This is a genomic window from Bradyrhizobium sp., assembly GCF_035935975.1.
Classification (GTDB): domain Bacteria; phylum Pseudomonadota; class Alphaproteobacteria; order Rhizobiales; family Xanthobacteraceae; genus Bradyrhizobium.
On the sequence record NZ_DASYWN010000024.1, the window covers coordinates 243,047 to 268,510 of the forward strand.

At 66.0% G+C, this 25,464-nt stretch carries 22 protein-coding genes; 19 read left to right on the forward strand and 3 right to left on the reverse strand.

The genetic code is table 11. From position 1 onward, the window contains the following. Positions 1–5 precede the first annotated feature (5 nt). Positions 6–686 (forward strand): flavin reductase family protein, encoded by a 681-nt coding sequence (locus VGR99_RS12825; RefSeq protein ID WP_326898730.1) that lies wholly within the window; start codon positions 6–8, stop codon positions 684–686. Here the strand turns inward: VGR99_RS12825 and VGR99_RS12830 are convergent. After that, positions 683–1,345 carry an aspartate/glutamate racemase family protein gene (locus VGR99_RS12830; RefSeq protein ID WP_326898731.1) on the reverse strand — a complete coding sequence of 221 codons (663 nt, stop codon included), beginning with the start codon at positions 1,343–1,345 and terminating at the stop codon, positions 683–685. The two genes, VGR99_RS12825 and VGR99_RS12830, sit on opposite strands and share 4 nt — an antisense overlap. Positions 1,346–1,401: 56 nt before the next feature. Here VGR99_RS12830 and hydA point away from each other — a divergent pair, with 56 nt between their 5' ends. The 13 genes from hydA to VGR99_RS12895 all read left to right on the forward strand — a co-directional run bounded on the left by hydA (position 1,402) and on the right by VGR99_RS12895 (position 16,972). Further along, entirely contained in the window at positions 1,402–2,871 is a 1,470-nt protein-coding gene (gene hydA, locus VGR99_RS12835; RefSeq protein ID WP_326898732.1) for a dihydropyrimidinase, read from the forward strand. 16 nt (positions 2,872–2,887) lie between these two features. Beyond that, positions 2,888–3,862, forward strand: coding sequence for an NAD(P)-dependent oxidoreductase (locus tag VGR99_RS12840; protein ID WP_326898733.1), 975 nt, complete (start codon positions 2,888–2,890; stop codon positions 3,860–3,862). A 1-nt stretch (position 3,863) separates the two neighbouring features. Beyond that, on the forward strand, positions 3,864–4,613 hold the full coding sequence (locus VGR99_RS12845) for an SDR family oxidoreductase (protein ID WP_326898734.1): 750 nt from the start codon (positions 3,864–3,866) through the stop codon (positions 4,611–4,613). Beyond that, a complete protein-coding gene (locus VGR99_RS12850) occupies positions 4,610–6,046 on the forward strand; it encodes an NAD(P)/FAD-dependent oxidoreductase (RefSeq protein WP_326898735.1) in 1,437 nt (478 codons plus the stop codon). The genes VGR99_RS12845 and VGR99_RS12850 overlap by 4 nt, the downstream gene beginning before the upstream one ends. A gap of 109 nt (positions 6,047–6,155) precedes the next feature. Next, positions 6,156–7,775, forward strand: a complete 1,620-nt coding sequence (locus VGR99_RS12855; protein ID WP_326898736.1) for an ABC transporter substrate-binding protein — start codon at positions 6,156–6,158, stop codon at positions 7,773–7,775. A 25-nt stretch (positions 7,776–7,800) separates the two neighbouring features. Beyond that, the gene (locus VGR99_RS12860; protein ID WP_326898737.1) at positions 7,801–8,835 is read left to right on the forward strand and encodes an ABC transporter permease; all 1,035 of its coding nucleotides are present in this window, start codon (positions 7,801–7,803) and stop codon (positions 8,833–8,835) included. Next, positions 8,832–9,680 carry an ABC transporter permease gene (locus VGR99_RS12865; protein ID WP_326898738.1) on the forward strand — a complete coding sequence of 283 codons (849 nt, stop codon included), beginning with the start codon at positions 8,832–8,834 and terminating at the stop codon, positions 9,678–9,680. Before VGR99_RS12860 ends, VGR99_RS12865 begins: the two co-directional genes overlap by 4 nt. Beyond that, positions 9,677–11,347, forward strand: a complete 1,671-nt coding sequence (gene nikE, locus VGR99_RS12870) for an ABC transporter ATP-binding protein (RefSeq protein WP_326898739.1) — start codon at positions 9,677–9,679, stop codon at positions 11,345–11,347. The genes VGR99_RS12865 and nikE overlap by 4 nt, the downstream gene beginning before the upstream one ends. Positions 11,348–11,502: 155 nt before the next feature. Next, the gene (locus VGR99_RS12875) at positions 11,503–13,107 is read left to right on the forward strand and encodes an ABC transporter substrate-binding protein (RefSeq protein WP_326898740.1); all 1,605 of its coding nucleotides are present in this window, start codon (positions 11,503–11,505) and stop codon (positions 13,105–13,107) included. 17 nt (positions 13,108–13,124) lie between these two features. Next, a complete protein-coding gene (locus VGR99_RS12880; protein ID WP_326898741.1) occupies positions 13,125–14,066 on the forward strand; it encodes an ABC transporter permease in 942 nt (313 codons plus the stop codon). Continuing rightward, positions 14,063–14,986, forward strand: coding sequence for an ABC transporter permease (locus tag VGR99_RS12885; protein WP_326898742.1), 924 nt, complete (start codon positions 14,063–14,065; stop codon positions 14,984–14,986). Before VGR99_RS12880 ends, VGR99_RS12885 begins: the two co-directional genes overlap by 4 nt. 19 nt (positions 14,987–15,005) lie before the next feature. Continuing rightward, entirely contained in the window at positions 15,006–15,995 is a 990-nt protein-coding gene (locus VGR99_RS12890) for an ABC transporter ATP-binding protein (RefSeq protein ID WP_326898743.1), read from the forward strand. Further along, a complete protein-coding gene (locus VGR99_RS12895) occupies positions 15,992–16,972 on the forward strand; it encodes an oligopeptide/dipeptide ABC transporter ATP-binding protein (RefSeq protein WP_326898744.1) in 981 nt (326 codons plus the stop codon). The genes VGR99_RS12890 and VGR99_RS12895 overlap by 4 nt, the downstream gene beginning before the upstream one ends. A gap of 15 nt (positions 16,973–16,987) precedes the next feature. Here VGR99_RS12895 and VGR99_RS12900 read toward each other — a convergent pair whose 3' ends face one another. Then, entirely contained in the window at positions 16,988–18,334 is a 1,347-nt protein-coding gene (locus tag VGR99_RS12900) for an aspartate aminotransferase family protein (RefSeq protein ID WP_326898745.1), read from the reverse strand. Positions 18,335–18,352: 18 nt separating this feature from the next. Next, the gene (locus VGR99_RS12905) at positions 18,353–19,267 is read right to left on the reverse strand and encodes a GntR family transcriptional regulator (RefSeq protein ID WP_326898746.1); all 915 of its coding nucleotides are present in this window, start codon (positions 19,265–19,267) and stop codon (positions 18,353–18,355) included. Between the two features lie 87 nt (positions 19,268–19,354). On the opposite strand from VGR99_RS12905, the gene VGR99_RS12910 reads away from it, so the two are divergent. The 5 genes from VGR99_RS12910 to VGR99_RS12930 are packed head-to-tail and all read left to right on the forward strand — an operon-like array spanning position 19,355 to position 25,451. After that, positions 19,355–20,515 (forward strand): C45 family peptidase, encoded by a 1,161-nt coding sequence (locus tag VGR99_RS12910; protein WP_326898747.1) that lies wholly within the window; start codon positions 19,355–19,357, stop codon positions 20,513–20,515. Beyond that, positions 20,515–22,080 (forward strand): ABC transporter substrate-binding protein, encoded by a 1,566-nt coding sequence (locus tag VGR99_RS12915; RefSeq protein ID WP_414645117.1) that lies wholly within the window; start codon positions 20,515–20,517, stop codon positions 22,078–22,080. Before VGR99_RS12910 ends, VGR99_RS12915 begins: the two co-directional genes overlap by 1 nt. A gap of 13 nt (positions 22,081–22,093) precedes the next feature. Beyond that, entirely contained in the window at positions 22,094–23,038 is a 945-nt protein-coding gene (locus VGR99_RS12920; protein ID WP_326898749.1) for an ABC transporter permease, read from the forward strand. Next, positions 23,035–23,847, forward strand: coding sequence for an ABC transporter permease (locus VGR99_RS12925; RefSeq protein WP_326898750.1), 813 nt, complete (start codon positions 23,035–23,037; stop codon positions 23,845–23,847). Before VGR99_RS12920 ends, VGR99_RS12925 begins: the two co-directional genes overlap by 4 nt. After that, complete coding sequence (locus tag VGR99_RS12930; protein WP_326898751.1) at positions 23,844–25,451, forward strand: ABC transporter ATP-binding protein; 1,608 nt, start codon at positions 23,844–23,846, stop codon at positions 25,449–25,451. Before VGR99_RS12925 ends, VGR99_RS12930 begins: the two co-directional genes overlap by 4 nt. The last annotated feature ends 13 nt before the right edge of the window (positions 25,452–25,464 follow it).

Genomic DNA, 25,464 nt, shown 5'->3' on the forward strand with positions numbered 1-25,464 from the left:
CGCCGATGGCGGACAAGGGCACATCCGGCATTTCCTTGCGCGAGCTCGATCCGCGCGATCGCTACAAGCTGCTCTGCGGCGTGATCGTGCCGCGGCCGATCGCGTTGGTGACGACGCTGGACGAGAACGGAGCGGTGAACGCCGCGCCGTTCAGCTTCTTCAATGTGTTCTCCGAGAGCCCTGCGCTGATCGTGCTGGGGCTGCAGCACAAGCCGGATCACGCGCCAAAGGACACGACCCGCAACATCCATCGCGACGGCGAGTTCGTCGTGCACATGGTGGACGAGGCGCTGTCAGGCGCGATGAACGACTGCGCGGTCGATTTTCCCTCCGGCGACAGTGAGGTCGCGGCGACGGGTCTGGCGACGCTTCCATCCGTCGACGTGAAAGTACCGCGCCTTGCCGCCGCGCCGTTCGCGCTTGAATGCCGCCGTCACGTCGTGCTGACCTTCTCGCCGGATCGCGAGCTGCTGGTCGGCGAGGTGCTCAGGGTGCACGCGCGCGACGGCCTTGTCGACGAAGCCAACATGTATGTTGATCTCGACGCCTACCGGCCGATCGGCCGCATGTTCGGCAATCTCTACACGACACAGCGCGACACGTTTGCGCTGTCGCGCGAGAGCCATGCGCAATGGCTCGCACGCCAGGACAAGACGGAGCTCAAGAAAGAGCTGAAGGACGCCTAGTGAGCCGAGAACTGCACCGTACCCAGCGCCATGGTGACGGCCGCCTGTGTCGGGTCGATCACGGGAATGCCGAGCGCGTCCTCGAGCGGGCGGCGATGGCGCGCCATGCCGGCGCAGCCCATCACGATGGCGTGGGCACCGTCCTCGTCGCGCAGCGCGCGGCCGATTTCGATCATCTTCGCCAGCGTGCCTTCGCCCGAGGCGGTTTCCGCAACGCTCATGTTGAGCGGGCGCTCGCCGGCGAGACGCTCGGTCAGTCCCATCTGCCTGAGATAGCGCATGTGGCGCGGGATCGAGCGCTGTGCGATTGCGATGACACCGAAGGTTTCGGCGCGGGCGAGAGCCGTCAGCACGCCGCATTCGGCGATGCCGAACACGGGACGGTTGGTGCCTTCGCGGCAGACCTGAAGCCCGGGATCGCTGTAGCAGGCGATCACGAAGGCGGCAGAACTGTTGTCGCCCTCGACCAGTTTTCGCAGCGGCATGGCGACACCGTCGACATCGGCCTGGCTTTCAATGCCGAACGGTCCCTCGGCCAGCGACTGGCAGACCAGTTCGGGACCGCCCTCGAAGCCGAGCGGCTTCAAGGCTTCCTCCAGCCCTTGCGTGACCGCAGGGTTGGAGTTCGGATTGATGACGAGAATGCGCGGCCGGGACATGCTGGTCTTCCTACAAAAGGGCGATCACTTGGCTCAGGCATATCATGGAGTGCCTCATGACTGAACCCACTTACGACCTGATCATTCGCGGCGGACGCGTCGCCACCACGACCGACGTGTTCGAGGCCGATGTCGCCATCTCCGGCGAGACCATCGCAGCGATCGGCCGCGGGCTTCCGCCCGCCAAGCGCGAGATCGATGCGCGCGGCAAGCTGGTGCTGCCCGGCGGCGTCGACAGCCACGCACATATCGAGCAGCTCTCGGCCGCCGGCATCATGAACGCCGACACCTTCGAGAGCGCGACCGTCTCTGCCGCTTTCGGCGGCACCACCACCGTGATCCCGTTCGCCGCCCAGCATGTCGGCATGAAGCTGCCGCAGGTCGTGGAGGACTATCACGCGCTCGCCAAGAAGGGCGCCGTGATCGACTACGCCTTTCACATGATCATCGCGGACGCGACCAAGGAGACGGTCGAGGAGCACATTCCGGCGCTGGTGAAGCAGGGCCACGCGTCGATCAAGATCTTCATGACCTATGACCGGCTCAAGGTCGACGATGAGCCGTTGCTCGACATTCTCCTCGCCGCACGTCAGTCCGGCGCGATGTTGTGCGCCCATGCCGAAAATCACGGCATCATCGCATGGATGGTCAAGCGCCTGCTCGCGCGCGGCTACACCATGCCGAAATACCACGCCGTCAGCCACGCGCGCGTGTCGGAAGCCGAGGCCTTTACCCGGCTGATCGGCATGGCGGCACTGATCGACCAGCCGATCATGATCTTCCATGTCTCGACCGCCGAGGGCGCCAAGGTCATCCGCGACTCCCGCGGGCAGGGGCTGAAGGTGTTTGCCGAGACCTGTCCGCAATATCTGTTCCTCACTGCAAACGATCTCGACAAGCCCGGCTCCGAAGGCGCCAAGTGGATGTGCAGCCCACCCCCGCGCACGCACGCCGACCAGGAGGCGCTGTGGCAGGCGCTGTCGCTCGGCGATCTCCAGACCATCTCGTCGGATCATGCGCCGTATCGCTACGACGAGACCGGCAAGCTGCGCGCCGGCCCCAATCCGAACTTCAAGCAGGTTGCCAACGGCCTGCCGGGACTGGAGCTGCGGCTGCCGCTGCTGTTCGACGCGATGGTGTCGAAGGGCCGGCTGGGCCTCGAAAAGTTCGTCGAGCTGACGGCGACGGCGCCGGCAAAGATCTACAATCTGCATCCGCGCAAGGGCTCGATCGCGGTCGGCGCCGACGCCGATATCGCGATCTGGGATCCCAACCGCGAGACCGTGATCGCCGACGAGATGATGCACGACCTCGCCGGCTACACCCCTTTCGCAGGCCGCAAGCTGAAGGGCTGGCCGGTGTCGGTGCTGTCGCGCGGCCGCGTGATCGTCGACGGCAACAAGTGCCTCGCGAGCGCGGGCAGCGGAAAGTTCCTGGCGCGGAGCGGCGGCGAGGCGGCCAGGCCCACCGGCCGGCTCGTGGCCGACATGGATCCGGAGCGGAATTTCGGGGCAAAACTGCTGTGATGATGGATCGCGCGCGATGAAGGTCATCATCTTCGGCGGTGCCGGTTTTGTCGGCCTCAATGTTGCTGAGGCGTTGCTTGCGCGCGGCCATGACGTGACGCTGCATGATCGCGCGGAGCTGCCGCCATCCGCGCGGCGATCTCTCGCTGGCTACGGCGCGGGGCTCAAAGCGGTGCAGGGCGATGTCACCGACGCTGCAGCCATCGACGCCCTCATCGCCGGCGGCTGCGATGCGATCGTGCTCGGCGCTGCGATCACGGCGGGCGACGAGCTCGAGCGGGCCTCCACCGCGCGCGTTCTCGAAATCAACGTGATGGCGCAGATCCCGATCCTGCTCTCGGCGATCCGTCATGGCGTTCGCCGTGTCGTCAATCTGTCGTCGGCCTCGGCTTACGGCGCCGCGGGTGGACGGGTCGAGATCCTGAGCGAGGACACGCCCTGCGATCCCGTCTCGTTCTACGCCATCAGCAAGTTCACCTCGGAGCGATCGGTCGCGCGTCACGCCGAACTCTTCGGCGGCGATTTCCTGAGCGTGCGGCTGAGTGCCGTGTACGGTCCGTGGGAACGGCCGGGCTCGGTGCGCGATACGCCGAGCCTCCAGTACCAGATCCTGGCCGCGTTCGCGCGCGGCGAGACGGCCATCATGCCTGAACCGGGCATGAGGGACTGGATCTACGCGCCGGATGCAGCCGAAGCCGTCGCGATCCTGGTCGAAGCCGAGCGGCCGCGCCACCGGCTCTACAACATCTCCAACGGCGGGTTATGGCCGGCGCTGCAATGGGGCGAGGCCTTTGCTGCGCTAAATCCCGGCCTTGAGTGCCGGCTCGCCGCGCCCGGAGAGAAGACTGTCATCAAGCTGCACGGGCCGGCTCGCGCGCCGCTCGCGATCAATCGGATGGAAGATGAATTCGGCTGGCGCGCGCGGTTCGGCCGCGCCGAATCCGCCGCCGCGATGAACACCTGGTTGACCGAGCACAAGGAGTGGATCTGAGATGCGGCTGCAAGGGCGCACGGCCATCATCACGGGAGCAGCATCCGGCATCGGCCGCGCCAGCGCAAAGCTGTTTGCAGACGAAGGCGCGAAGCTCGCGCTGGTCGATCGGGATGCTGCTGGGCTTGAGGAGACGCTCAAGCTGGTGAGCGAAGCAACGAGGCATGTCGGCGATGTCGGCGATGGCAAATTCGCCGAGACCGTCGTCGGCGAGGTCGTCGCGCGCCACGGCCGTCTTGACGTCCTCATGACCGCGGCCGGCTTCTCCTGCGGCGGCACCGTGCTGACGACGAGCCCTGAGGACTGGGACGCGGTGTTCCGCGCCAATGTCGGCGGCACCTGGCTGTGGGCGCGCGCGGCCGTGCCGCAGATGCAGCGGCAGAAGGGCGGCTCGATCATCACGCTGGCGTCGCAGCTCGCGATCGCCGGGGGCAAGGGCAACAGCGCCTATATCGCCGCCAAGGGCGCGATCGTCAGCCTGACCCGGACCATGGCGGTGGATTTTGGGACCGACGGCATTCGCGTCAACGCGATTGCGCCCGGCGCGATCGATACGCCGATGCTTCGCCGCAGCTTTGCCCGCCACGCCAATTCGGAGGAGGTGCGCGAAGCTTCCCGCAATCGCCACGCCATGAAGCGGTTCGGCCAGGCGGAAGAGATCGCCCAGACCGCGCTGCATCTGGCGAGCGATGCGTCATCGTTCACGACCGGGACCGTTGCCGTGGTCGACGGAGGCTGGCTCGCGGCATGAGTGACGCGCTGACAGAGCTCGAAGCGGGCGTTCGCGCGGATCTCGCCAGGATCGCGCATCCCCACGCCGCCTGGCTCGAACCGAAGACGGGACCGGACGGCAAGCCCGCGCTCGACGTGCTCATCATCGGCGCCGGCCAGTCCGGCATTGCGATCGGCTTCGGCCTGATGCGCTCGCGCGTCAGCAACATCCTGCTGCTCGACAAGGCCGAGGAGGGGAAGGAAGGCCCGTGGCTCACCTATGCCCGCATGCCGACGCTGCGCAGCCCGAAGGATTATACCGGTCCTGACCTCGATATCCCGAGCCTGACCTATCAGTCCTGGCACGAGGCGCGCTTCGGCAAGGAGAGCTGGCAGTCGCTGAACCTGATCCTGCGCGAGCATTGGGCTGAGTATCTGCTCTGGCTGCGGCGCACGATCGGCATGCCGGTGCGCAACGGCTGCGAGCTTCTGGAGATTGCGCAAGCCCCCGACGGCTTGCTCGCCGCGCGCGTGAAGCGGGCGGGCACCGTCGAAACGCTCTATGCCCGCAAGATCGTGCTCGCGACGGGGCAGGAGGGCATGGGCGACTGGATGATCCCTGAGCCGTTGCGCGATCTGCCGAAGAGTTCTGTCGCAACCGTTGCCGACGACATCGACTTCGAAGGCCTGCGCGGCAAGCGTGTCGCCGTGATCGGCGCCGGCGCCTCGGCCTTTGATAATGCAGCGACTGCGCTGGAGGCGGGGGCGGCCGAGGTTCATCTGCTCTGCCGTCGTCCAAAAATCCAGGTGATCCAGCCCTATCGCTGGCTAACCTTTCGCGGCTTTCTGCGCCATCTTGGCGATCTCGACGATGCCTGGCGCTGGCGCTTCATGCGCAAGGTCCTGGAAATGCGCGAGGGCTTTCCGCAGCCGACTTATGACCGCTGCGCGTGTCACGCCAATTTCACATTGCACGAGGGCGCGCCGCTCGAGGCCGCGCGCCAGACGGTCGCCGGCGTTGAACTGGAGACGCCGCGTGGGTCGATCATTGCGGATTTCGTCATCTGCGGCACCGGCATCGACATGGACTTTGCCGGGCGAGGCGAACTCGGCCGGTTTGCCGGCAACATCGCGACCTGGGCCGATCGCTACCAGCCGCCGGACGACGAGCGCAACGAACGGCTCGGCCGCTTTCCCTATCTCGCCGACGATTACGCTTTCACCGAGCGCGTGCCGGGTGCAACGCCGTGGATATCAGACATCCATCTCTTCGCCATCGCCTCCACCATGAGCTTTGGTCCGTCGGGATCGTCGATCAATGCGATGACGACCGCTGTACCGAAGCTCGTGAATGGCCTGACGCGCGGCCTGTTTCGCGCCGATGTCGAACGCCACTGGGCCTCGTTCAGCGCCTATGACGTGCCGCAGGCCGTGGTTGCGCGGCCGGCGCGAACAATGGGGCAATCGCAATGACCATCCATGCGCTGCCGCGACGATGCGCCCATCCTGATTTGGCGCGCAACTTGCTTCTTTCTTGACCAGCCTTGCCGACCTTCCTGCTCGAAAATTCAAGGGAAAACGAATGCGTTTTGTGTCTTTCAGGTCCGCGACCTCAGTCCTCGCCACCACTGCGCTGTTGCTTATCGCGACCGCGCCTTCGCAGGCGCAAACCCGGGCGGAGACGCTGCGCTACGTCACCGGCGCATCGGTCAATACGCTCGATCCCAACATCCCTGGCTCGACGCGCGAGTCCTTTGCGCTGAGCATGAGCACCTATGACCGGCTGGTCGCGTTCGGCCGCAAGCAGCTCAACGGCAAATGGGTGTTCGATCTCGACACCATCACCGGCGAGCTCGCTGAGTCCTACGACGTCAGCCCTGATGGCCTGAAGATCACGTTCCGTCTGCGCAAGGATGCCAAATTCCAGGACGGCTCGCCTGTTACGGCCGAGGACGTGAAGTGGTCGCTCGATCGCTGCGTCACCGCGCCGATCCTCGGCAAGGCGCAACTCCTGACGGGCTCGCTGACGTCGGCTGATCAGTTCAAGGTGATCGATCCGCTCACGATCGAAGTGACGCTGCCCAAGCCGGACAAGCTGGCGCTGCCCAATCTCGCCACCGTCTATCCCATGATCATCAATTCGAAAATCGCCAAGGAGCACGCGACCGCGGATGATCCCTGGGCGACCGCATGGCTGAAGGAGCATACGGCCGGCAGCGGCGCCTATACGGTCGAGACGTTCAAGCCCGGCGAGCAGGTCATCCTCAAGCGCGACGAGAGCTGGAATCGCGGCTCGGCCAACAAGCCGGCCTTCTTCAAGCGCGTGATCGTGCAGTCGGTGCCGGAGCCGGCGACACGCGCCAACCTGGTCGAGCGCGGCGATGCCGACATCGTCGTCGATCTCCAGGCCAGCGACGTGCAGTCGCTCGAGGCCAAGGGCAAGCTCAAGGTGATCTCGACGCCGCAATACAACGCGATCACCTACGTCTCGATGAACAACCAGATGCCGCCGTTCGACAACGTCAATGTCCGCCGCGCCATCGCTTACGCGCTGCCCTATGACGACATGTTCAAGGCCGCCCTGTTCGGCCGCGGCGCGCCGCTGTTCGGCGCGAGCTGGCCGGACGGCAAGCCGCTGAACGGCATCTATCCGTTCCAGCAGCCGGTGAAGCTCGATCTCGACAAGGCCAGGGAATATCTCAAGGCGGCCGGTCTTCCCGAGGGTTTCTCGACCACCTTCAGCTTCAACGTCGGCCAGTCCTCGACCGCCGAGCCGATGGCGGCGCTGGTGAAGGAATCGCTTGCGAAGATCGGGATCAAGGTCGACATTCAGAAGTTGCCGGATGCGCAGATGTCGACGCAGATCAACGAGAAGAAGCTGCCGTTCTACACCGAGGGCATCGTCGCCTGGCTGCCGTCGACCGACTATTTCTACCGCAACTTCTACACCGGCAACCAGCGCTGGAACTACAGCTCGATCAACAATCCGGATCTTGCCGCGATCGCGCAGGAAGCTCGCTTCGAGCCGGATAAGGCCAAGTATGAGGAAGCCGGCCGCAAGCTCAATGCGATGCATGCCGACCTGATGCCGCAGATCATGCTGTGGCAGCCGAACCAGGATGCGGTGATGGCGGCGTCGATCGAGGGCTACACCTACGAGTTCCATCGTCAGGTCGACTATCGCGACGTCAGCCGCAAGTGACATCCGCAAAGAGGAGCTCTGAAAGGTGACGACCGGTCTTGGTGCAACATTGGTGCGGGCGGGCAGGCGACTGTTGTCGTCACTGCCGGCGCTGTTCGGTGTGCTGGTGTTCACCTTCCTCCTGATGCGCGTCCTGCCTGGCGACCCCGCGGTGTTCTTCGCCTCGGGGCCCAATGCCGGCAAGGAGGAGATCGAGCAGATCCGCAAGCAGATGGGGCTGAACAGGTCGGTGCCGGAGCAGCTCGTGTTCTATCTCTCCGACATCGGCCACGGCAATCTCGGCCGCTCCATGATGACGGGGCAGCCGGTGCTGAAGGATCTGCGCGAGCGGCTGCCGGCCTCGCTCGAGCTGACCTTCACGGCGCTGCTGATTGCGCTGATCGCGGCGGTGCCGCTTGGCGTGATGGCGGCGCTCAGACCGGGATCGGTCGTCGATCACGGCGTGCGGCTGTTCTGCGCGCTCGGCGTCTGCGTGCCGACCTTCGTCTCGGGCCTGCTGCTGATCTACGTGTTCTACTATCTGCTCGGGCTTGCGCCTGATCCGACCGGGCGGATCGACGTCTTCACCTCGCTGCCGCCGCAGCGCACCGGATTCCTCTCGATTGATTTTCTGCTGGCCGGCGACATGGAAGGCTGGTGGGCGGCGTGCAAGCAGCTGATCCTGCCGGCGGTGAGCATGGCGCTGTTCGTGATCGCGCCGCTGGCGCGGATCACGCGCGCCTCGATGCTGGTTTCGCTCGGCAGTGATTTCGTGCGCACCGCGCGCTCGGTTGGATTGTCCTGGCACAAGGTCGTCGTCACTTATGCGTTGAGGAACGCGATCCTGCCCGTCATCACCATCGCCGGCATCGTGTTCTCGACCATGCTCGGCGCCAACGTTCTGGTGGAGAAGGTGTTCTCCTGGCCGGGCGTTGCCTCCTATGCGCTCGATGCGCTGTTGTCCTCCGACTATGCACCGGTGCAGGGTTTCGTGCTGCTGATGGCCAGCCTGTTCGTGTTGGTCAATCTCGTGGTCGATGTCGCCTATGGCATCGCCGATCCCAGGGTGTCGATCGAATGACCAGCGCCACGCTTCGCCATTCGGTCTGGATCCTGCGCGGCAACCCGCTCACGGCGGTCGCCGCGGCCGGCGTGACATTGTTCGTCCTGCTCGCGATCTTCGGGCCGTGGATCGTGCCGTACGACCCCGTCGTCTCCAACGTCTCGGAGGCGTTGCTGCCGCCGAGCGCCGCCCATCTGGCCGGCACCGATCAACTCGGCCGCGACGTGTTCAGCCGTCTCATCATCGCCGCGCGGCTTGACCTCGCCATTGCGGTGTCCGCGGTCGGCATCTCCTTCGTGATCGGCGCGGTCGTCGGCGCGTTCTGCGGCTATGCGGGCGGCCGGCTTGATCGCGGCGTTGGCCGCTTCGTTGATGTCATGATGGCGTTTCCGCTGTTCGTGCTGGCGATGGCGATGGTCGCCGCTCTCGGTAACCGGATCGAAAACATCGTGATCGCGACCGCGATCATCAATCTGCCCTTCTACATCCGCTTCGCGCGCGCCGAGGTGAACGTCCGTCGCAATGTCGGCTGGGTCGAGGCCGCGCGCGCCTGCGGCGAGAGCCATTTCTCGGTGGTGCTGCGCTTCCTGCTGCCGAACATCCTGCCGGCGATGGCGGTGCAGATCTCGCTCAATCTCGGCTGGGCCATCCTCAATGCAGCCGGCCTGTCCTTCATCGGTCTCGGCGTCAAGCCGCCGACGCCGGAATGGGGCATCATGGTCGCGGAGGGCGCGCGCTTCATTTCGACCGGCCGCTGGTGGCTGGTGGCCTTTCCGGGCCTTGCACTGATGATGGCCGTGCTGTGCTTCAATCTCCTCGGGGACGGGATGCGGGACATTCTCGACCCGCGCATGCGCACATGAGCGAGGATCTGCTCAGCATCGAGGATCTCCACGTCGCATTCTCGACGCGGCGCGGCATGGTCGAGGCCGTGCGCGGCGTCACGCTCTCGGTCGCGAAGGGCGAGATGCTCGGCCTCGTCGGCGAGAGCGGCTCGGGCAAGTCGGTCACCGGTTTTGCAACGACGCGGCTGCTGGATGCGGCCGGCCGCGTCACTGGCGGCAAGATTCTGTTCCGCGGGCAGGATGTGACCAAGCTCCGGGGCGATGACCTCCGTCATCTCCAGGGCGCCGCGATGTCGATGATCTTCCAGAATCCGCGGGCGGCGCTCAATCCGATCCGGGCGATCGGCCTGCAGATTGCGGATGCGATCCTCACCCACAAGCGCATCTCGAAAGATTCCGCGCGCGCCGAAGCGCTCGACCTGCTGCGCGCGGTCCAGATCCGCGACCCCGAGACGCGGATGAACGCCTATCCGCACGAGCTCTCCGGCGGCATGTGCCAGCGCGTCATGATCGCGATCGCGATCTCCTGCAATCCCGCGCTCCTGATCGCGGACGAGCCGACCACCGGTCTCGACGTCACCACGCAGAAGGTGGTGATGGATTTGCTGGCGGACATCGCCGCCGCGCGCGGCATGGCGACGATCCTGATCACGCACGACCTTGGCCTTGCCGCTCGCTATTGCCGTCGCATTGCCGTGATGGAGCGCGGACGCATCGTCGAGGAAGCCAGCCCCAAGACACTCTTCACCGTGCCGCAGCACGCTTACACGAAACGCCTGGTGGCGGCCTCGCCGACCGCGACCTCCCGGATCGAGGATCTCGTCACGGAGGAGGAGCGGGAGCGCAGCGCGAACATCGTGATCAAGCCCCGTCAGGAGCCGGCGCACGGCACGCCGCCGTTGCTGGAGGTGCGGAAACTCGCCAAGCGTTTCGACCAGGGCTCTGCGGCGGTTGCCGATTTCTCCATGACGATGGCGGGCGGCGAGAGCGTCGGCCTCGTCGGAGAATCCGGCTCCGGCAAGAGCACGACGTCGCGGATGATCTGCCGCCTGATCGACCCGAGCGAAGGCGACATCGTGTTCGACGGGCAGTCGATCGGCCACGTCGCGGCGCGCGATTTTCATCGCTCGCGCTTCCGCAAGGACATCCAGATGGTGTTCCAGGATCCGAACGAGAGCCTCAATCCGCGCTTCACGGCCTTCGACTGCATCGCCCATCCCCTGATGCGGCTCGACGGCATGCGGGCCGGCGATGCGCTGCGCAAGCGGGTGGAGGAATGCGCCGAGCGGGTGGGCTTGCCGCTCGATCTGCTGCCGCGGTTTCCGCACCAGCTCTCCGGCGGCCAGAAGGCCCGCGTCGGCATTGCCCGCGCCATCGCCTGCCGGCCGCGTCTGCTGGTGCTGGACGAGCCGACCGCGGCGCTCGACGTCTCTGTGCAGGCGGTCGTACTGCAACTGCTCGATCGTTTGCGACGCGAGAACGACATCGCACTGCTGTTCGTCAGCCACGATCTCAACGTGGTGCGCATGCTGTGCGACCGCACCATCGTGCTGCGCAACGGCGGCATCGTGGAGCAGGGAGAGAGCCGGGCGCTGTTCGACAATCCCAAGACCGACTACACGCGCAAGCTGGTCGAGGCGATCCCCCATATCGAGACCGGACCTGTGCTCGCGGCCGCTCTCTGAGACCATGGTCAAATCAACCTGGTTTGGCCCGAAAGTCGGCAAGATCCAGCTGGCGAGGGCGCATTTACTGGCATACCATTTGCAAGCTAATGGGCTCGGTTTCACTTGCCCTTGGCCAATGATTGGCCGGCATCACGGCATTATTGGAGGACTTCATGGATCGCAGGACCGTATTGAAGGGACTGGCTGGCGCGGGCGGTCTGGCATTGACGGGCGGCATCGCGGCCCCGGCAATCGCGCAGGGCGCAGCAGCCAAGACCCTGCGATTTGTGCCGCAGGCCAATCTCGCCAATTTCGACCCGATCTGGGGCACGCAATATGTCGTGCGCAATGCGGCCGCGATGGTCTGGGACACGCTCTACGGCATCGATGCGAAGTTTCAACCACAGCGGCAGATGGTCGAGTCCGAGCAGGTGAGCGACGACGGCACGACCTGGACCTTCAAGCTGCGATCGGGTCTCAAATTCCATGACGGCGAGCCGGTGCTGAGCAAGGACGTCGTCGCAAGCCTCAACCGCTGGGCGGCGCGCGATCCGATGGGCCTGATGATCAAGGCGGTCCAGCAGGAGCTCACGGCCGTCGATGACCGCACCTTCAAATGGGTGCTGAAGCAGCCTTTCCCGAAACTGCTGTTCGCGCTTGGCAAGAACAACGCGCCGGTCGCCTTCATCATGCCGGAGCGCATCGCGCAGACTGATCCGTTCAAGCAGATCTCGGAGTATGTCGGCTCCGGCCCGCTGAAGTTCGCCAAGAGCGAGTGGGTCCCCGGCGCAAAGGCCGTGTTCGAGAAATTCACCGACTATGTGCCGCGGCAGGAGAAGCCGGACTGGCTCGCCGGTGGCAAGCAGGTGATGATTGATCGCGTCGAATGGGTGATCATGCCGGACCCGGCGACCGCGGCGGCCGCGTTGCAGAACGGCGAGGTCGACTGGTGGGAGAATCCGATCGCGGATCTCGTTCCGGTTCTGAAGAAGAACAAGAACATCAGCGTCGATATCGGCGATCCGCTCGGCAATATCGGCTCGTTCCGCATGAACTTCCTCTATCCGCCCTTCAACGACGTCAAGGCGCGGCGCGCGGTGCTGATGGCGATGAGCCAGGAAGACTACATGCGCGCGCTCGTCGGCGACGACAATTCGCTGTGGAAGCCGCTGCCCGGCTTCTTCACGCCGGACACACCGTTCTATACCGAGGCGGGCGGCGATATCCTGAAGGGCAAGCGCGACTTGGATGCCGCCAAGAAGCTGCTCGCCGAGAGCGGCTATTCCGGCCAGCCGGTGACCTGCCTCGTCGCGCAGGACCAGCCGATCACCAAGGCGATGGGCGACGTGACCGCCGACCTCCTCAAGAAGCTCGGCATGAACGTCGACTTCGTGGCGACCGATTGGGGCACCGTCGGCTCCCGCCGCGCGCAGAAGACCCCGCCCGGACAGGGCGGCTGGAACATGTTCCACACCTGGCATGCGGGCGCGGATTGCGTCAATCCGGCTCCCTACACCGCCATTCGCGCCAACGGCGACAAGGCATGGTTCGGCTGGCCCACCAGCGCGGCCTCCGAGAAGGAGGTCGGCTCGTGGTTCGAGGCCAAGAACATCGACGAAGAGAAGGCCGCGATCGGTCGTCTCAACAAGGCGGCGATGGACGACGTCGTCTACGCGCCGACCGGCTTCTTCCTCAGCTACACCGCGTGGCGCAAGAACGTCTCGGGTGTCGCCAAGGGACCCGTGCCCTTGTTCTGGGGCGTGTCGAAGTCCGCTTGATCGTGCGTTGAGGCCAGATGCTCTCCTACATCCTCCGTCGCATCGTCGCGACCTTGCCGGTCATGGCAATCGTCGCGCTGTTCGTGTTCAGCCTGCTTTACATCGCGCCGGGCGATCCCGCCGTGGTGATCGCGGGCGACCAGGCGAGCCCGGAGGATGTGGAGCGCATCCGCCAGAGCCTCGGCCTCGACCGGCCGTTCCTGATCCAGTTCGGAAGCTGGGTCTGGCGCATCCTGCACGGTGATCTCGGCACCTCGATCTTCACCAATCTGCCGGTCTCGACGATGATCGGACAGCGCCTCGGACCGACGCTGTCGCTGATGATCGTCACCCTGCTGCTCACGATCGTCGTCGCCGTGCCGCTCGGCGTGGTGGCGGCGTGGAAGGCCGGCAGCCTGATCGACCGCGTCATCATGGGCTTTGCCGTGTTCGGCTTCTCGCTGCCCGTGTTCGTGGTCGGCTACATGCTCGCCTACATCTTCGCGCTCGAGCTCGAATGGCTTCCGGTGCAGGGCTACACGCCGATCACCGCAGGCTTCTGGCCATGGCTGGAGAATCTGATCCTGCCGGCGATCGCGCTCGGCTGTGTCTACATCGCGCTGGTCGCGCGCATCACCCGCGCCGCCATGCTCGAGGTGTTGCAGCAGGACTATATCCGCACCGCCAAGGCCAAGGGCATGGGGCAGGGCGGCATCCTGTTCATTCACGCGCTCAAGAACGCGGCCGTGCCGATCGTGACCGTGATCGGCATCGGCATCGCGCTGCTGATCGGCGGCGCGGTGGTGACCGAAAGCGTGTTCGCGATCCCCGGCCTCGGCCGGCTCACGATCGATGCGATCCTGCGCCGCGACTATCCCGTCATCCAGGGCATCGTGCTGCTGTTCAGCTTCGTCTACGTCCTCGTCAATCTGATGATCGACGTCACCTATACGCTCGTTGACCCGAGGATCCGCTATTGACCGACATCACCGTCAATCCTCAATCGCTTCCGGCCGGTCTCGTCCTCGCGCCGCAACTGCCGGACATCCTGCGGCCGGTCAAGATCCGGCGTGGCTTCTTCGGGTTCCTGCGCAGCCATCCCACGGTCGCGATCGGCGGCGCTTTGCTGCTGCTGCTGGTGCTGATCGCGGTCTTCGCGCCGTATCTCTGGACGGTCGATCCGACCGCGCTCGCGCCCGCCAAGCGCACAAGGGCGCCGTCGGCCGCCTACTGGTTCGGCACCGACGTGCTCGGCCGCGACATCTATTCGCGCGTGCTGTTCGGCGCGCGCGTCTCGCTCACGGTCGGCCTGTCGGTCGCGATCTTCGCGTCCGCGATCGGTCTTGCCATCGGCATGGTCTCGGGCTTCGTCCGCTGGGCCGACGGCATCCTGATGCGCTTCATGGACGGCCTGATGTCGATCCCGCCGATCCTGCTGGCGATCGCGTTGATGGCCCTGACGCGCGGCAGCGTCGGCAACGTCATCCTGGCGATCACCATCGCCGAGATCCCGCGCGTCTCGCGCCTCGTCCGCAGCGTCGTGCTGTCGCTGCGCGAGCAACCCTATGTCGACGCGGCGGTCGCCTGCGGCACGCGCACGCCGATGATCATCCTGCGCCACATCCTGCCCAACACGCTGGCGCCGATGCTGGTGCAGGCGACCTACATCTGCGCCAGCGCCATGATCACCGAGGCGATCCTGTCCTTCATCGGGGCGGGGACGCCGCCGACCATTCCGTCCTGGGGCAACATCATGGCCGAGGGCCGCGCGCTCTGGCAGGTCAAGCCCTACATCGTGTTCTTCCCGGCGGCCTTCCTGTCCGTCACCGTGCTTGCCGTGAATCTGCTCGGCGATGGCCTTCGCGATGCGCTCGATCCGCGCATGGCCAAGAGCCTGTGATGTCGAGAGGCTGAACACGATGGCGCTGCTCGAAGTCGAGAACCTCCAGACCCATTTCCGCACGCCCGGCGGCATCAACCGCGCGGTGGACGGAGTATCCTTCCATGTCAACGAAGGCGAGACGCTCGCCATCGTCGGCGAGTCCGGCTGCGGCAAGTCGGTGACCTCGATGTCGCTGATGCGGCTGGTCCCGGAGCCGCCCGGCAGGATCGCAGGCAGCATCCGCTTTGCCGGAAAGGATCTCCTGAGACTGTCCGACCGCGAGATGCGCGCGATCCGCGGCAACGACATCTCGATGATCTTCCAGGAGCCGATGACGAGCCTCAATCCGGTGCTCACCGTCGGCCGCCAGATCCGCGAGACCCTGATGATCCATCAGGGCCTCGACAAGCAGGCCGCCGAGGCGCATGCGATCGAGATGCTGACACTGGTCGGCATCCCCGAGCCGAAGCGGCGCGTGCGCGAATATCCGCACCAGCTCTCCGGCGGCATGCGCCAGCGCGTGATGATCGCGGTGGCGCTGGCCTGCAATCCAAAGCTCCTGATCGCGGACGAGCCGACCACGGCGCTCGACGTGACCATCCAGGCGCAGATCCTCAAGCTGATGCTCGACCTGAAGCGCCGGGTTGGTGCTGCGATCATCCTGATCACGCACGACCTCGGCGTCGTCGCCGAGATCGCCGAGCGCGTCATGGTGATGTATGCCGGCCGCAAGGTCGAGGAGGCGCCGGTGGCCGAACTGTTCCGTTCGCCGCGTCATCCCTATACGCAGGGACTGTTGGGCGCGGTGCCGCGGCTCGGCTCCTCGCTCGCGGGCACCGCGACGCGGCTCTCCGAGATTCCCGGGCAGGTGCCTGATCTGCGCAAGCCGATCGTCGGCTGCGTGTTTGCCGGACGCTGTGCGCTCGCGACCGATCTCTGCCGTCAATATGCGCCGGGGCTGGAGGAGAAGGGGCCGCGCCACATCGCCGCCTGTCATTATGCCGCCAAGGGAGCCGTTGCGGCATGAGCGTTCCGTTGCTCCAGGTCAACGACCTCAAGAAGCACTTCCCGATCAACAAGGGCCTGTTCGGGCGACAGACCGAATTCGTCTATGCGGTGGACGGCGTGTCCTTCGAGATCGCGCGCGGCGAGACGCTCTCGCTGGTCGGCGAATCCGGCTGCGGCAAGTCGACCGTCGGCCGCGCCATCCTGCGCTTGTTCGACATCACCTCGGGCCAGGTGATCCTCGACGGCCAGCGCATCGACGATGCGCATCCGAGCACGATGCGCCAGATGCGGCGCCGCGTGCAGGTCGTGTTCCAGGATCCGTTCTCCAGCCTCAATCCGCGCATGCGCGTGCGCGACATTCTCGCCGAGCCGATCCGCAATTTCGGCCTCGCCAAGTCCGCGGAAGACCTCGAGGTCCGCGTCACGGAGCTGATGGACACCGTGCGCCTGCCGCGCGAGGCGCTGAACCGCCGGCCGCACGAATTCTCGGGCGGCCAGCGCCAGCGCATCGGCATCGCGCGGGCGCTCGCGGCCGAGCCCGAGCTGATCGTCTGCGACGAGGCGGTCTCCGCGCTCGACGTCTCGGTCAAGGCGCAGGTCGTCAATCTGCTTCAGGACCTGCAGCAGAAATTCGGCCTCGCGCTGCTGTTCATCAGCCATGACCTCGCCATCGTCGAGCACATGACCCATCGCGTCGCGGTGATGTATCTCGGCAAGATCGTCGAGGTGGCGCCGCGCCGGGAGATCTTTGCCGCGCCGAGACATCCCTACACCAAGGCGCTGCTCTCGGCGGTGCCGCTGCCGGAGCCGGGCGCCCAGCGCAATCCGATCATCCTCGGCGGCGACGTGCCGAGCCCGATCAATCCGCCGAGCGGGTGCCGCTTCCACACCCGCTGCCCGTTCGTGTTCGACCGGTGCCGGACCGAGGAGCCGACGCTCCGCGCGGCCGAGGGCGAGCAATGGGTGGCGTGCCATTTGGATGCACTGCCGGCGTAAGTCCCTGGAACGGCATCAGCCGATCGCGGTCAGGGCACGGCGGATCGCCGCGAAGATGTCCGCGATCTGCTCTTCGGTGATGATCAAGGGCGGCGAGATCAGCAGCGTGTCGCCGCTGCCGCGGATCAGGATGCCGTCCTCATAGCAGCGGCTGGCGCACTCGCTGCCGCGTGCACCCGGCGCACCCTCGCGCGGCTTCAAATCGATCGCGGCCAGGAGCCCGATGTTGCGGATGTCCACGACGTGGGGAAGATCGCGCAAGCCATGCGCGTGGTTCTCCCACACCGGCGCGAGACGGCGCGCCCGCTCGAACAGGCCGAGATCCTGATACACGTCGAGCGCGGCGAGCCCCGCGGCGCAGGCGAGCGGGTGCGCCGAATAGGTGTAGCCGTGGAACAGCTCGATCGCGTTGTCCGGCCCCTGCATCAGCGCGTCGTAGACCTTGCCGCTGACGATGACGCCGCCCATCGGCACAGCGGCGTTGGTCATGCCCTTGGCGCAGGTGATGATGTCGGGCGTCACGCCGAAGGCGTTGGCACCGAATGCCGCGCCGAGGCGTCCGAAGCCGGTGATCACCTCGTCGAAGATCAGGAGGATGCCGTGCTGGTCGCAGATTGTTCGCAGCCGTTCGAGATAGCCGACCGGCGGCGGCAGCACGCCGCCGGAGCCGGTGACGGGCTCGACGATGACGGCGGCGATGGTCGAGGGATCGTGGACCTGCAGCTGCTTTGCAAGCTCGTCGGCCAGATGCGCGCCCCATTGCGGCTGCCCCCGGGAGAACGCCGCGTGCTCCGGATCATGTGTATGCGGGAGGTGATCTACCTCCGGAAGCAGCGGACCGAAATCCCGGCGGTGGCGGACGATGCCGCTGACCGACAGGCCGCCCCAGCCCATGCCGTGATAGGCCTTGGCGCGCGAGATGAAGCGGATGCGGCTGGCTTCACCGCGGGCGCGGTGATAGCCGCGCGCGATCTTGAGCGCGGTGTCGACCGATTCCGAACCGGAATTGGTGAAGAAGATGTGGTCCAGCCCGTCGGGCGCGATCTCGGTGATGCGGCGGGCGAGCTCGAAGGCCGCCGGATGGCTCATCTGGAACGAGGAGACGAAGTCGAGCTTCGCCGGCTGCGCCTGGATCGCCTCGACGATGCGCCGTTGCGCATGTCCCGCGTTCACGCACCACAGTCCCGCCATGCCGTCGAGAATGCGCCTGTTGTCGTCGGTGATGTAATGCATGCCCTCGGCGCCGACGAAGATGCGCGGTTTCGCCTTGAACTGCCGGTTCGGCGTCATCGGCAGCCAGAACGGCTCCATGGCCTCGCGGGTGAGGGGGCTGTTGGACGAGGCGAACGCATTCATGGTCATGGCAACTCTTGTACGTCGTTAGGCGGTCTTTGATGGGGCGGCGGAATTGGCGGGGCTGCGCTTGAGCTTCGCTGCGCCTTCGAGATGGCGGCGCAGCAGCGCGGCTGCAGCCTCGTTCTGGCCGGCTTCGAGCTGGTCGAGGATCGCGAGGTGCTCGCGGCAGTTCACGATCACGCGCTCATGGCCGAAGGTCCAGTCGTAGTTGCCGAAGCGCCGCAGCCGGTTCTGCTGCTGAACCGCGACCAGCAGATAGCGGTTGCCTGATGCCGCGGCGAGGCCTTCGTGAAAGGCCGCATTCATCTCGTAGAGCGCGATGCTGGCCGTATCGCTCCATGGCATCGCCAGCATCTCCTGATGGCGTCCGCGCATTTCGGTGGCCCAGGCCGGATCGAGCCGGAAGCCCGGCTCGAGCAGGCCGGCCGGCTCGATCAGCAGGCGATAGCGGTAGCTCTCGTCGCGCGCCTGCGTATCCGCAAGCGTCGGCTGGAAGCGCCAGCCGTGGCCGGGCTTGCGCTGGACCGCGGCGACTTCCGCAAGCTTGGTGAGCACGCGCTGCACGATCGGCCGCGTCGCATCGTAGCGCTGCATCAGGTCGCGTTCCGAGACCTCGTCGGGCAGGCGACCGGCACGGCGATCGCGCGCGATGGCGAGAAACAACCGATCGGTCTCGTCAGGGCTCGGCTTCGGTGGTGCCTTGTGCGGGGCAGGGGTGGTCTCGGCGACGAAATAGCCGCGGCTGGCGCCCGCATGCACGAGCTTGCGCCGCGCCAAAAGCTTCAGCGCGGCGCGCACCGGCGTGCGCGAGACCTGGAGGCGTTCGGCCAGCGCGACCTCGGCAAGCCTTGTTCCCGGCGCAAGCCCGTCGCTCCGGATCAGGTCGATGATCCCGGCGGAGAGTTCACGCTGGAGCCGGCTTGGAGACGTTTTTTCCACTGTCGATTTCGCGGTAGAAGATTTTTGTTTCATGTCATCACAAAATACATTACGCTTCCCGAGAAAGCAAAAGGAACTTGGCGTCCCATGGTCGAACCCTTTCCCCTCATCGAAATCTCCGGTGCTCCGCGCGAGCGTGGGCGTCAGTACGGGCAGAAGGCGGCGGGCCGCATCAAGAAGGGGACTACGCATTACTTCGCGCAGTTGAAGGAGCTCTCGCTCGATGCGAAGGGTGTCGCCGAGCTGGTGCGGGACTATCTGCCCGTCATCGAGGCCTTCGAGCCGAGCTACATCGAGGAGATGCGCGGCATCGCCGAGGGCGCCGACGTCCCGTTCGAGGATATCGTCCTGCTCAACGCCCGCACCGAGATCCTCAAGCTTGCCAATCCAAAGATCCGCGCGCGCCTGAAGACCCCCGACGAGCCCGATGGCTGTACCGGCGTCGTCGTGATGCCGCAGGCGACAGGTAGCGGTCGCCTGATCCATGCCCAGAACTGGGACTGGAAGCGCGAATGCGCGGAGACCGCGGTAGTGCTGAAGGTGCGGCGCGACGACGGTCCCGATCTCATGACCTTCACCGAGGCCGGCGCGCTCGGCCGCTGTGGCTTCAACGCGGTCGGCATCGCGATCACCGCGAACTATCTCCAAAGTGACCGTGACTATCGCCAGGTCGGCGTGCCGCTGGCGCTGATCCGTCGCAAGGTTCTGGAGCAGGAGCATGTCGCGCTTGCCATGCGGGCGGTCTATTGCACGAAGAAATCGGCTGCCAACAACATGATCGTCAGCCATCGCGAGGGCGTGGCGATCGATTTCGAATGTGCGCCGGACGAGACCTTTCAGGTGCATCCGCAGAACGGCCTGCTGGTGCACGCCAATCACTTCGTGAGTCCGGTTGCGCTTGGCAAGCTCAAGGACGCCGGTATCCAGGATACGCCTGACAGTCTCTACCGCGACATCCGCGTCCGCGACCTGCTCCAGCCGCATATCGGCAGCATTACCTTCGACACCGTCAAGAACGCGCTGTTCGACGAGTTCGCCTATCCCTGGTCCGTCTGTCGTCCGCCCCGCCGCAATCTCAGCAACAATCTCAGCGCCACCGTCGCGATGATCCTGATGGAGCCGGCCACGGGAACGATGCAGGCGGCGCCGCTGCCGGCGCTCAACCGTGAATTCACCGAATACCGGCTGGAGATCGACGAGATCGGGCGGGCCGCGTTCGAGCGGTCGGCCGCGGCGGGGGCAGCGTGATGCGGCGGCGTCGGCCATCACCGGCATGGGCGGTCGGTCTGGCCGCGCTCGCTTTGTGGGCCATGCTGGGGAAAGCCGGCGCCGAGACATTGTTGCGGACGCGACTCAACGCCGACATCCGCTCGACCGACCCCGGCACCAACCGCGACGCCAATACGGATGCGGTGGTCGCCCACATCGTCGAAGGCCTGGTCGCCTTCCGCGACGATACCTCGATCGGCCCGATGCTCGCCGACAGCTGGACCGTCTCGAACGAAGGCAAGACGTATACGTTCCGCCTGCGCCAGGGCGTCAAGTTCCACAATGGCGCGCCCATGACCGCGGATGACGTGGTCTGGTCGTTGAAGCGCTGGCTCGATCCGGCGACGCAGTGGCGTTGCCTGTCCGAATTCAGCGCGACCGGCATCGCGCGGATCGAGAAGATCGAGGCGCCCGATCCGCAGACGGTCGCCGTTACGCTCGACCAGCCGACGGCGTTGTTCCTTCCAACCCTGGCACGACCCGATTGCGGCCAGACCGCTGTCATTCACCGCGACTCCGTCGGCCCGGACGGCAAGTGGATTGCCCCGATCGGTACCGGCCCGTTCAAGCTCGGCGAGTGGAAGCGGGGGCAGTATATGGATATCGTCCGCTTCGACGGTTATGTCTCGCGCAGCGAGCCGCGCACCGGTTACACCGGCGCCAAGGACGTCAAGGTCGATCGCGTGCGCTTCAACGTGATCCCGGACAGTTCGGCGGCGAAGGCAGGGCTGCTCAGCGGCTCGCTCGACGTCATCATGAGCCTTTCGATCCCTGATCTCGAAGAGCTTAAATCGCGCCCCGAAGTGCAGCTCAGCATCACGCCCGCGCTCGGCCTCACCGGCATCCTGTTCCAGACCAGGGATCCACTGCTCAAGGACGTCCGGATCCGCCGCGCCATTGCGCTCTCGCTCGACACCGCGCAGATCGTCGATGCCGTGACGCAGGGAACGGCGCGCTCCAACAATTCCGCGTTGCCGCTCGGCAGTCCCTTCTACAGCCTCGTGCAATCCCGTGGTTACGCGCAGAACATCGCGGAAGCCAAGAAGCTCCTGGCGGAGGCCGGCTATCGCGGCCAGCCGATCAAGATGATCACCAACAAGCGCTACAGCTTCGTGTTCGATGCCTCCGTGCTGGTGCAGGCGATGGCGCAGGCCGTCGGGATCAATATCGAGCTCGAGGTGATGGACTGGGCGGCGCAGCTCGACCGCTACAATCGCGGCGACTACCAGTCGATGGCCTTCGTCTATTCGGCGCGGCTCGATCCGTCCCTGAGCTTCGAGATGCTGACCGGGCCGAAGGCGACGCAGCCGCGCAAGGTCTGGGACAATCCGGAGGCGCAGGAGATGCTGCGTCAATCCATGATCACGGACGATACCGTGAAGCGGCAGGCGCTGTTCGACGAGATGCACAAGCGCTTCATTGCCGACGTGCCGATGATCGTGCTGTTCAACGGTGCCGAGCTGACGGCGCTGCGCAAGAGCATCAAGGGCTATGCCGGCTGGCTCTATCCGGAGCCGCGGTTCTGGGGCGTCACGGTGCAGTAGGCAAGGGCGCGCCATGTTGGGTTACCTCGCAAGACGGCTGGCCATGACGATCCCGACGCTGCTGCTGGTCGCGATCGCCGTGTTTGCGCTGGTCCGGCTCATCCCCGGTGACCCCGTGCAGGTGATGCTCGGCGATGCCGCTGATCCCGCGCAGGCGGCGCAGCTCCGCGCCCAGCTCGGCCTCGACCAGCCGATCCCGGTGCAGTTCATGCACTGGATCGCAAAGCTTGCGGCCGGCGATTTCGGGCATTCCATCACCAACAATCTCGCGGTGCTGCCGCTGATCCTCGATCGCTTCCAGGTCAGCGCCGTGATCGTGCTGGTGGCGGTCGCGGCGGCAGCCTGCATCGCGGTTCCGGCCGGCCTCGTTGCCGCCTGGAAGCAGAACAGCCTGCTCGATCTTTCCGTCGTCGGCGGCGCCACGCTGCTGCTGTCGATCCCGAGCTTCTGGCTCGGCCTGCTGCTGCTGCTCCTGTTCGGGCTCAAGCTGAAATGGCTGCCGGTGATCGGCTATGTGCCGTTCGCCGAGAATTTCTGGCAGGCGGCGACCTTCATCGTGCTGCCGATTGCCACGCTCACCATGGTCGAGATCGGCGTGCTCACGCGCATGGCACGGGCCGCCTCGATCGAGGTGCTCAGGCTGGAATATGTCACCCATGCCCGTGCCAAGGGCGTGCCGGAATGGCGGGTGCTGGCCCGCCACGTGCTGCCCAACGCGTTCGCGCCGACCTGGACGCTGATCGGTCTCGTGCTCGGCCATCTCCTCGGCGGCATCGCGGTGATCGAGACGGTGTTCACGCTGCCTGGCCTCGGACGACTGCTGGTCGATTCCATCTTCGCGCGCGACTATCCGGTGGTGCAGGGCTGCCTGCTGTTCACCGCCGTGATCTATGTCGTGGTCAACCTCATCGTCGACCTCTGCTATCCGCTGTTCGATCCGAGGGTGACGGTGGCATGAGGATGCGCGCCAACACCGCGATCGGCGGCACTCTCATCGCGCTCCTGCTTGGCGCGGCCGTCACCGGCGCCTTCTGGACGCCGTTCGATCCGTTGCGCATCAATCTGCGCGCACGGCTTCAGGCGCCGTCGTCGCTGCATTGGCTCGGCACGGATGAATTCGGCCGGGATGTGCTGAGCCGCATCATGGTCGGCGCGGGCGCCAGCGTCGTGATTGCCCTGGTCACCGTGCTGCTGGCCGTTGCCGCCGGCATGGTGATCGGCTGCGCGGCCGGTTACATCCGCGGCTGGGCCGACCGCATCATCATGGCCGTCAACGACGCGCTGCTCGCGTTCCCCGGCATCCTGCTGGCGCTGGCCGTGATGATCGTGGTCGGTGCCAACAAGCTCGGGCTCATTCTCGCGCTCGGCCTTGCCTACATCCCGTCGGTCGTCCGCGTGGTGCGCGGCACGGTGCTGTCGATCCGCGAGAAGGAATATGTCGAGGCCTCGCGCGTGATCGGCAATTCCGAGGTCTACTCGATGCTCCGCCACGTGATGCCGAATGCGGTCGCGCCGGTTGCGGTGCTCGCGACCAGCATGTTCGGCTGGGTGCTGTTGGCCGAGAGCGCGCTGAGTTTCCTCGGGCTTGGCGTGCCGCCGCCGGCGCCGACCTGGGGCAACATGCTGGCGGCGAGCCGTCCGTTCATGGAGACCGCGGCCTGGCTCTCGATCGCGCCGGGCCTTTGCATCGCACTGACGCTGCTCGGCATCAATCTGCTCGGCGATTCCTTGCGCGATCGCCTCGATCCCAGGATGGCGCACGGATGACGCTGCTGTCGGTCGAAAATCTGCTCATCGAGGTCTCGGCCAGCAAGGCCGTGATCGTCGACGACGTCTCCTTCGCCGTCGACCGCGGCGAGTTCCTGGCCGTCGTTGGCGAATCCGGCAGCGGCAAGACCGCGGCGGCGCGCGCCGTGCTCGGCCTGTTGCCGCCGGGGCTGCGCAAGGCCGGCGGCCGTATCGTGCTCGACGGCGTCGATCTCGCGAACGTGTCGGCGCGCCAGATGCGGACGCTGCGCGGGCCGACCGTCGGCATGGTGTTCCAGGAGCCGATGGTCTCGCTCAATCCCGCCATCAGCGTCGGCGCGCAGATGGCGGAAGGGCTCGGCCTGCACGAGCGGCTCGGCAAGCGCGAAATCAGGCGCCGCTGTCTCGACATGCTCGCGCGGGTCCAGATCCGCGATCCCGAGCGGACCTATGACGCCTATCCGCACGAATTCTCCGGCGGCATGCGCCAGCGCATCATGCTGGCCTCGGTGATGCTGCTGAAGCCGAAGCTGCTGATCGCGGACGAGCCGACCACGGCGCTGGATACGCTGACCCAGCGCGAGGTGCTCGATCTCATGGTTGGCCTCGCGCGCGATCACGGTACGTCGGTGATGCTGATCACCCACAATCTCGGCCTGGTGTCGCGCTATGCGCAGCGCGCGCTGGTGCTGCGCCAGGGCAGGATGGTCGAGACCGGCACGACGCGGCAGATCCTGTTCTCGCCGCGCGAGTCCTACACCAAGCGTCTGGTCGAAGCCCTGCCGCGCCGCGGCGCCACGACCAAAGCGCGGCAGGCCGGCGAGCCGCTCGTCAGCGTGCGCGATCTCAAGGTCGGCTTCGCCGGGCGGCAGCGGCTGTTCCGCCGCGACACCGGTGTCTCCGCCGTCAACGGCGTCGATCTCGACATCGCCGCCGGCGAAACGGTCGCCGTCGTCGGCGGCAGCGGTTCCGGCAAGACCACGCTCGGCCGGGCCATGTTGCGGCTGATCCCGACGTCGGGCGGCGAGATCAGGTTTCGGGGCAGGGACGTCACCACGACGGTCGATCGCGACTTCCGTCTCGCTTCGCAGCTCGTGTTCCAGGATCCATACTCCTCGCTCGATCCGCGCATGCGCGTCGGCGAGATCGTCGCCGAGCCGCTGCGCCACGTGCCGCAACTAGCGGTCAGTGAGCGCGACAGGCGGGTGGAGGCGATGCTGGACGAGGTCGGGCTTGCGGGCCTCGGCAAGCGCTGGCCGCATGAATTGTCCGGCGGTCAGCGGCAGCGGATCGCGATCGCGCGCGCCATCGTGCGCGAGCCGGCCTTCGTCGTCGCGGACGAGCCGGTGTCGGCGCTCGACATGACCATCCAGGCGCAGGTGCTCAAACTGTTCGAGCGGCTCCAGGCGCAATACGGCTTTGCCTGCTTGTTCATAAGTCACGATCTCGCGGCCGTCGAGCAGGTCGCTGACCGCGTCGTGGTGATGCAGGGCGGCAAGATCGTCGAGCAGGGCTCGCGCGACGAGGTCTTCGACCATCCCCAGCATGACTACACCAAGGCGCTGCTCGCAGCCGCGCCCGTATTGGACTTCGCCGGTGAAGCGGCGGCGCGTGCCTCGGGTTAGACAGGATTTTGCG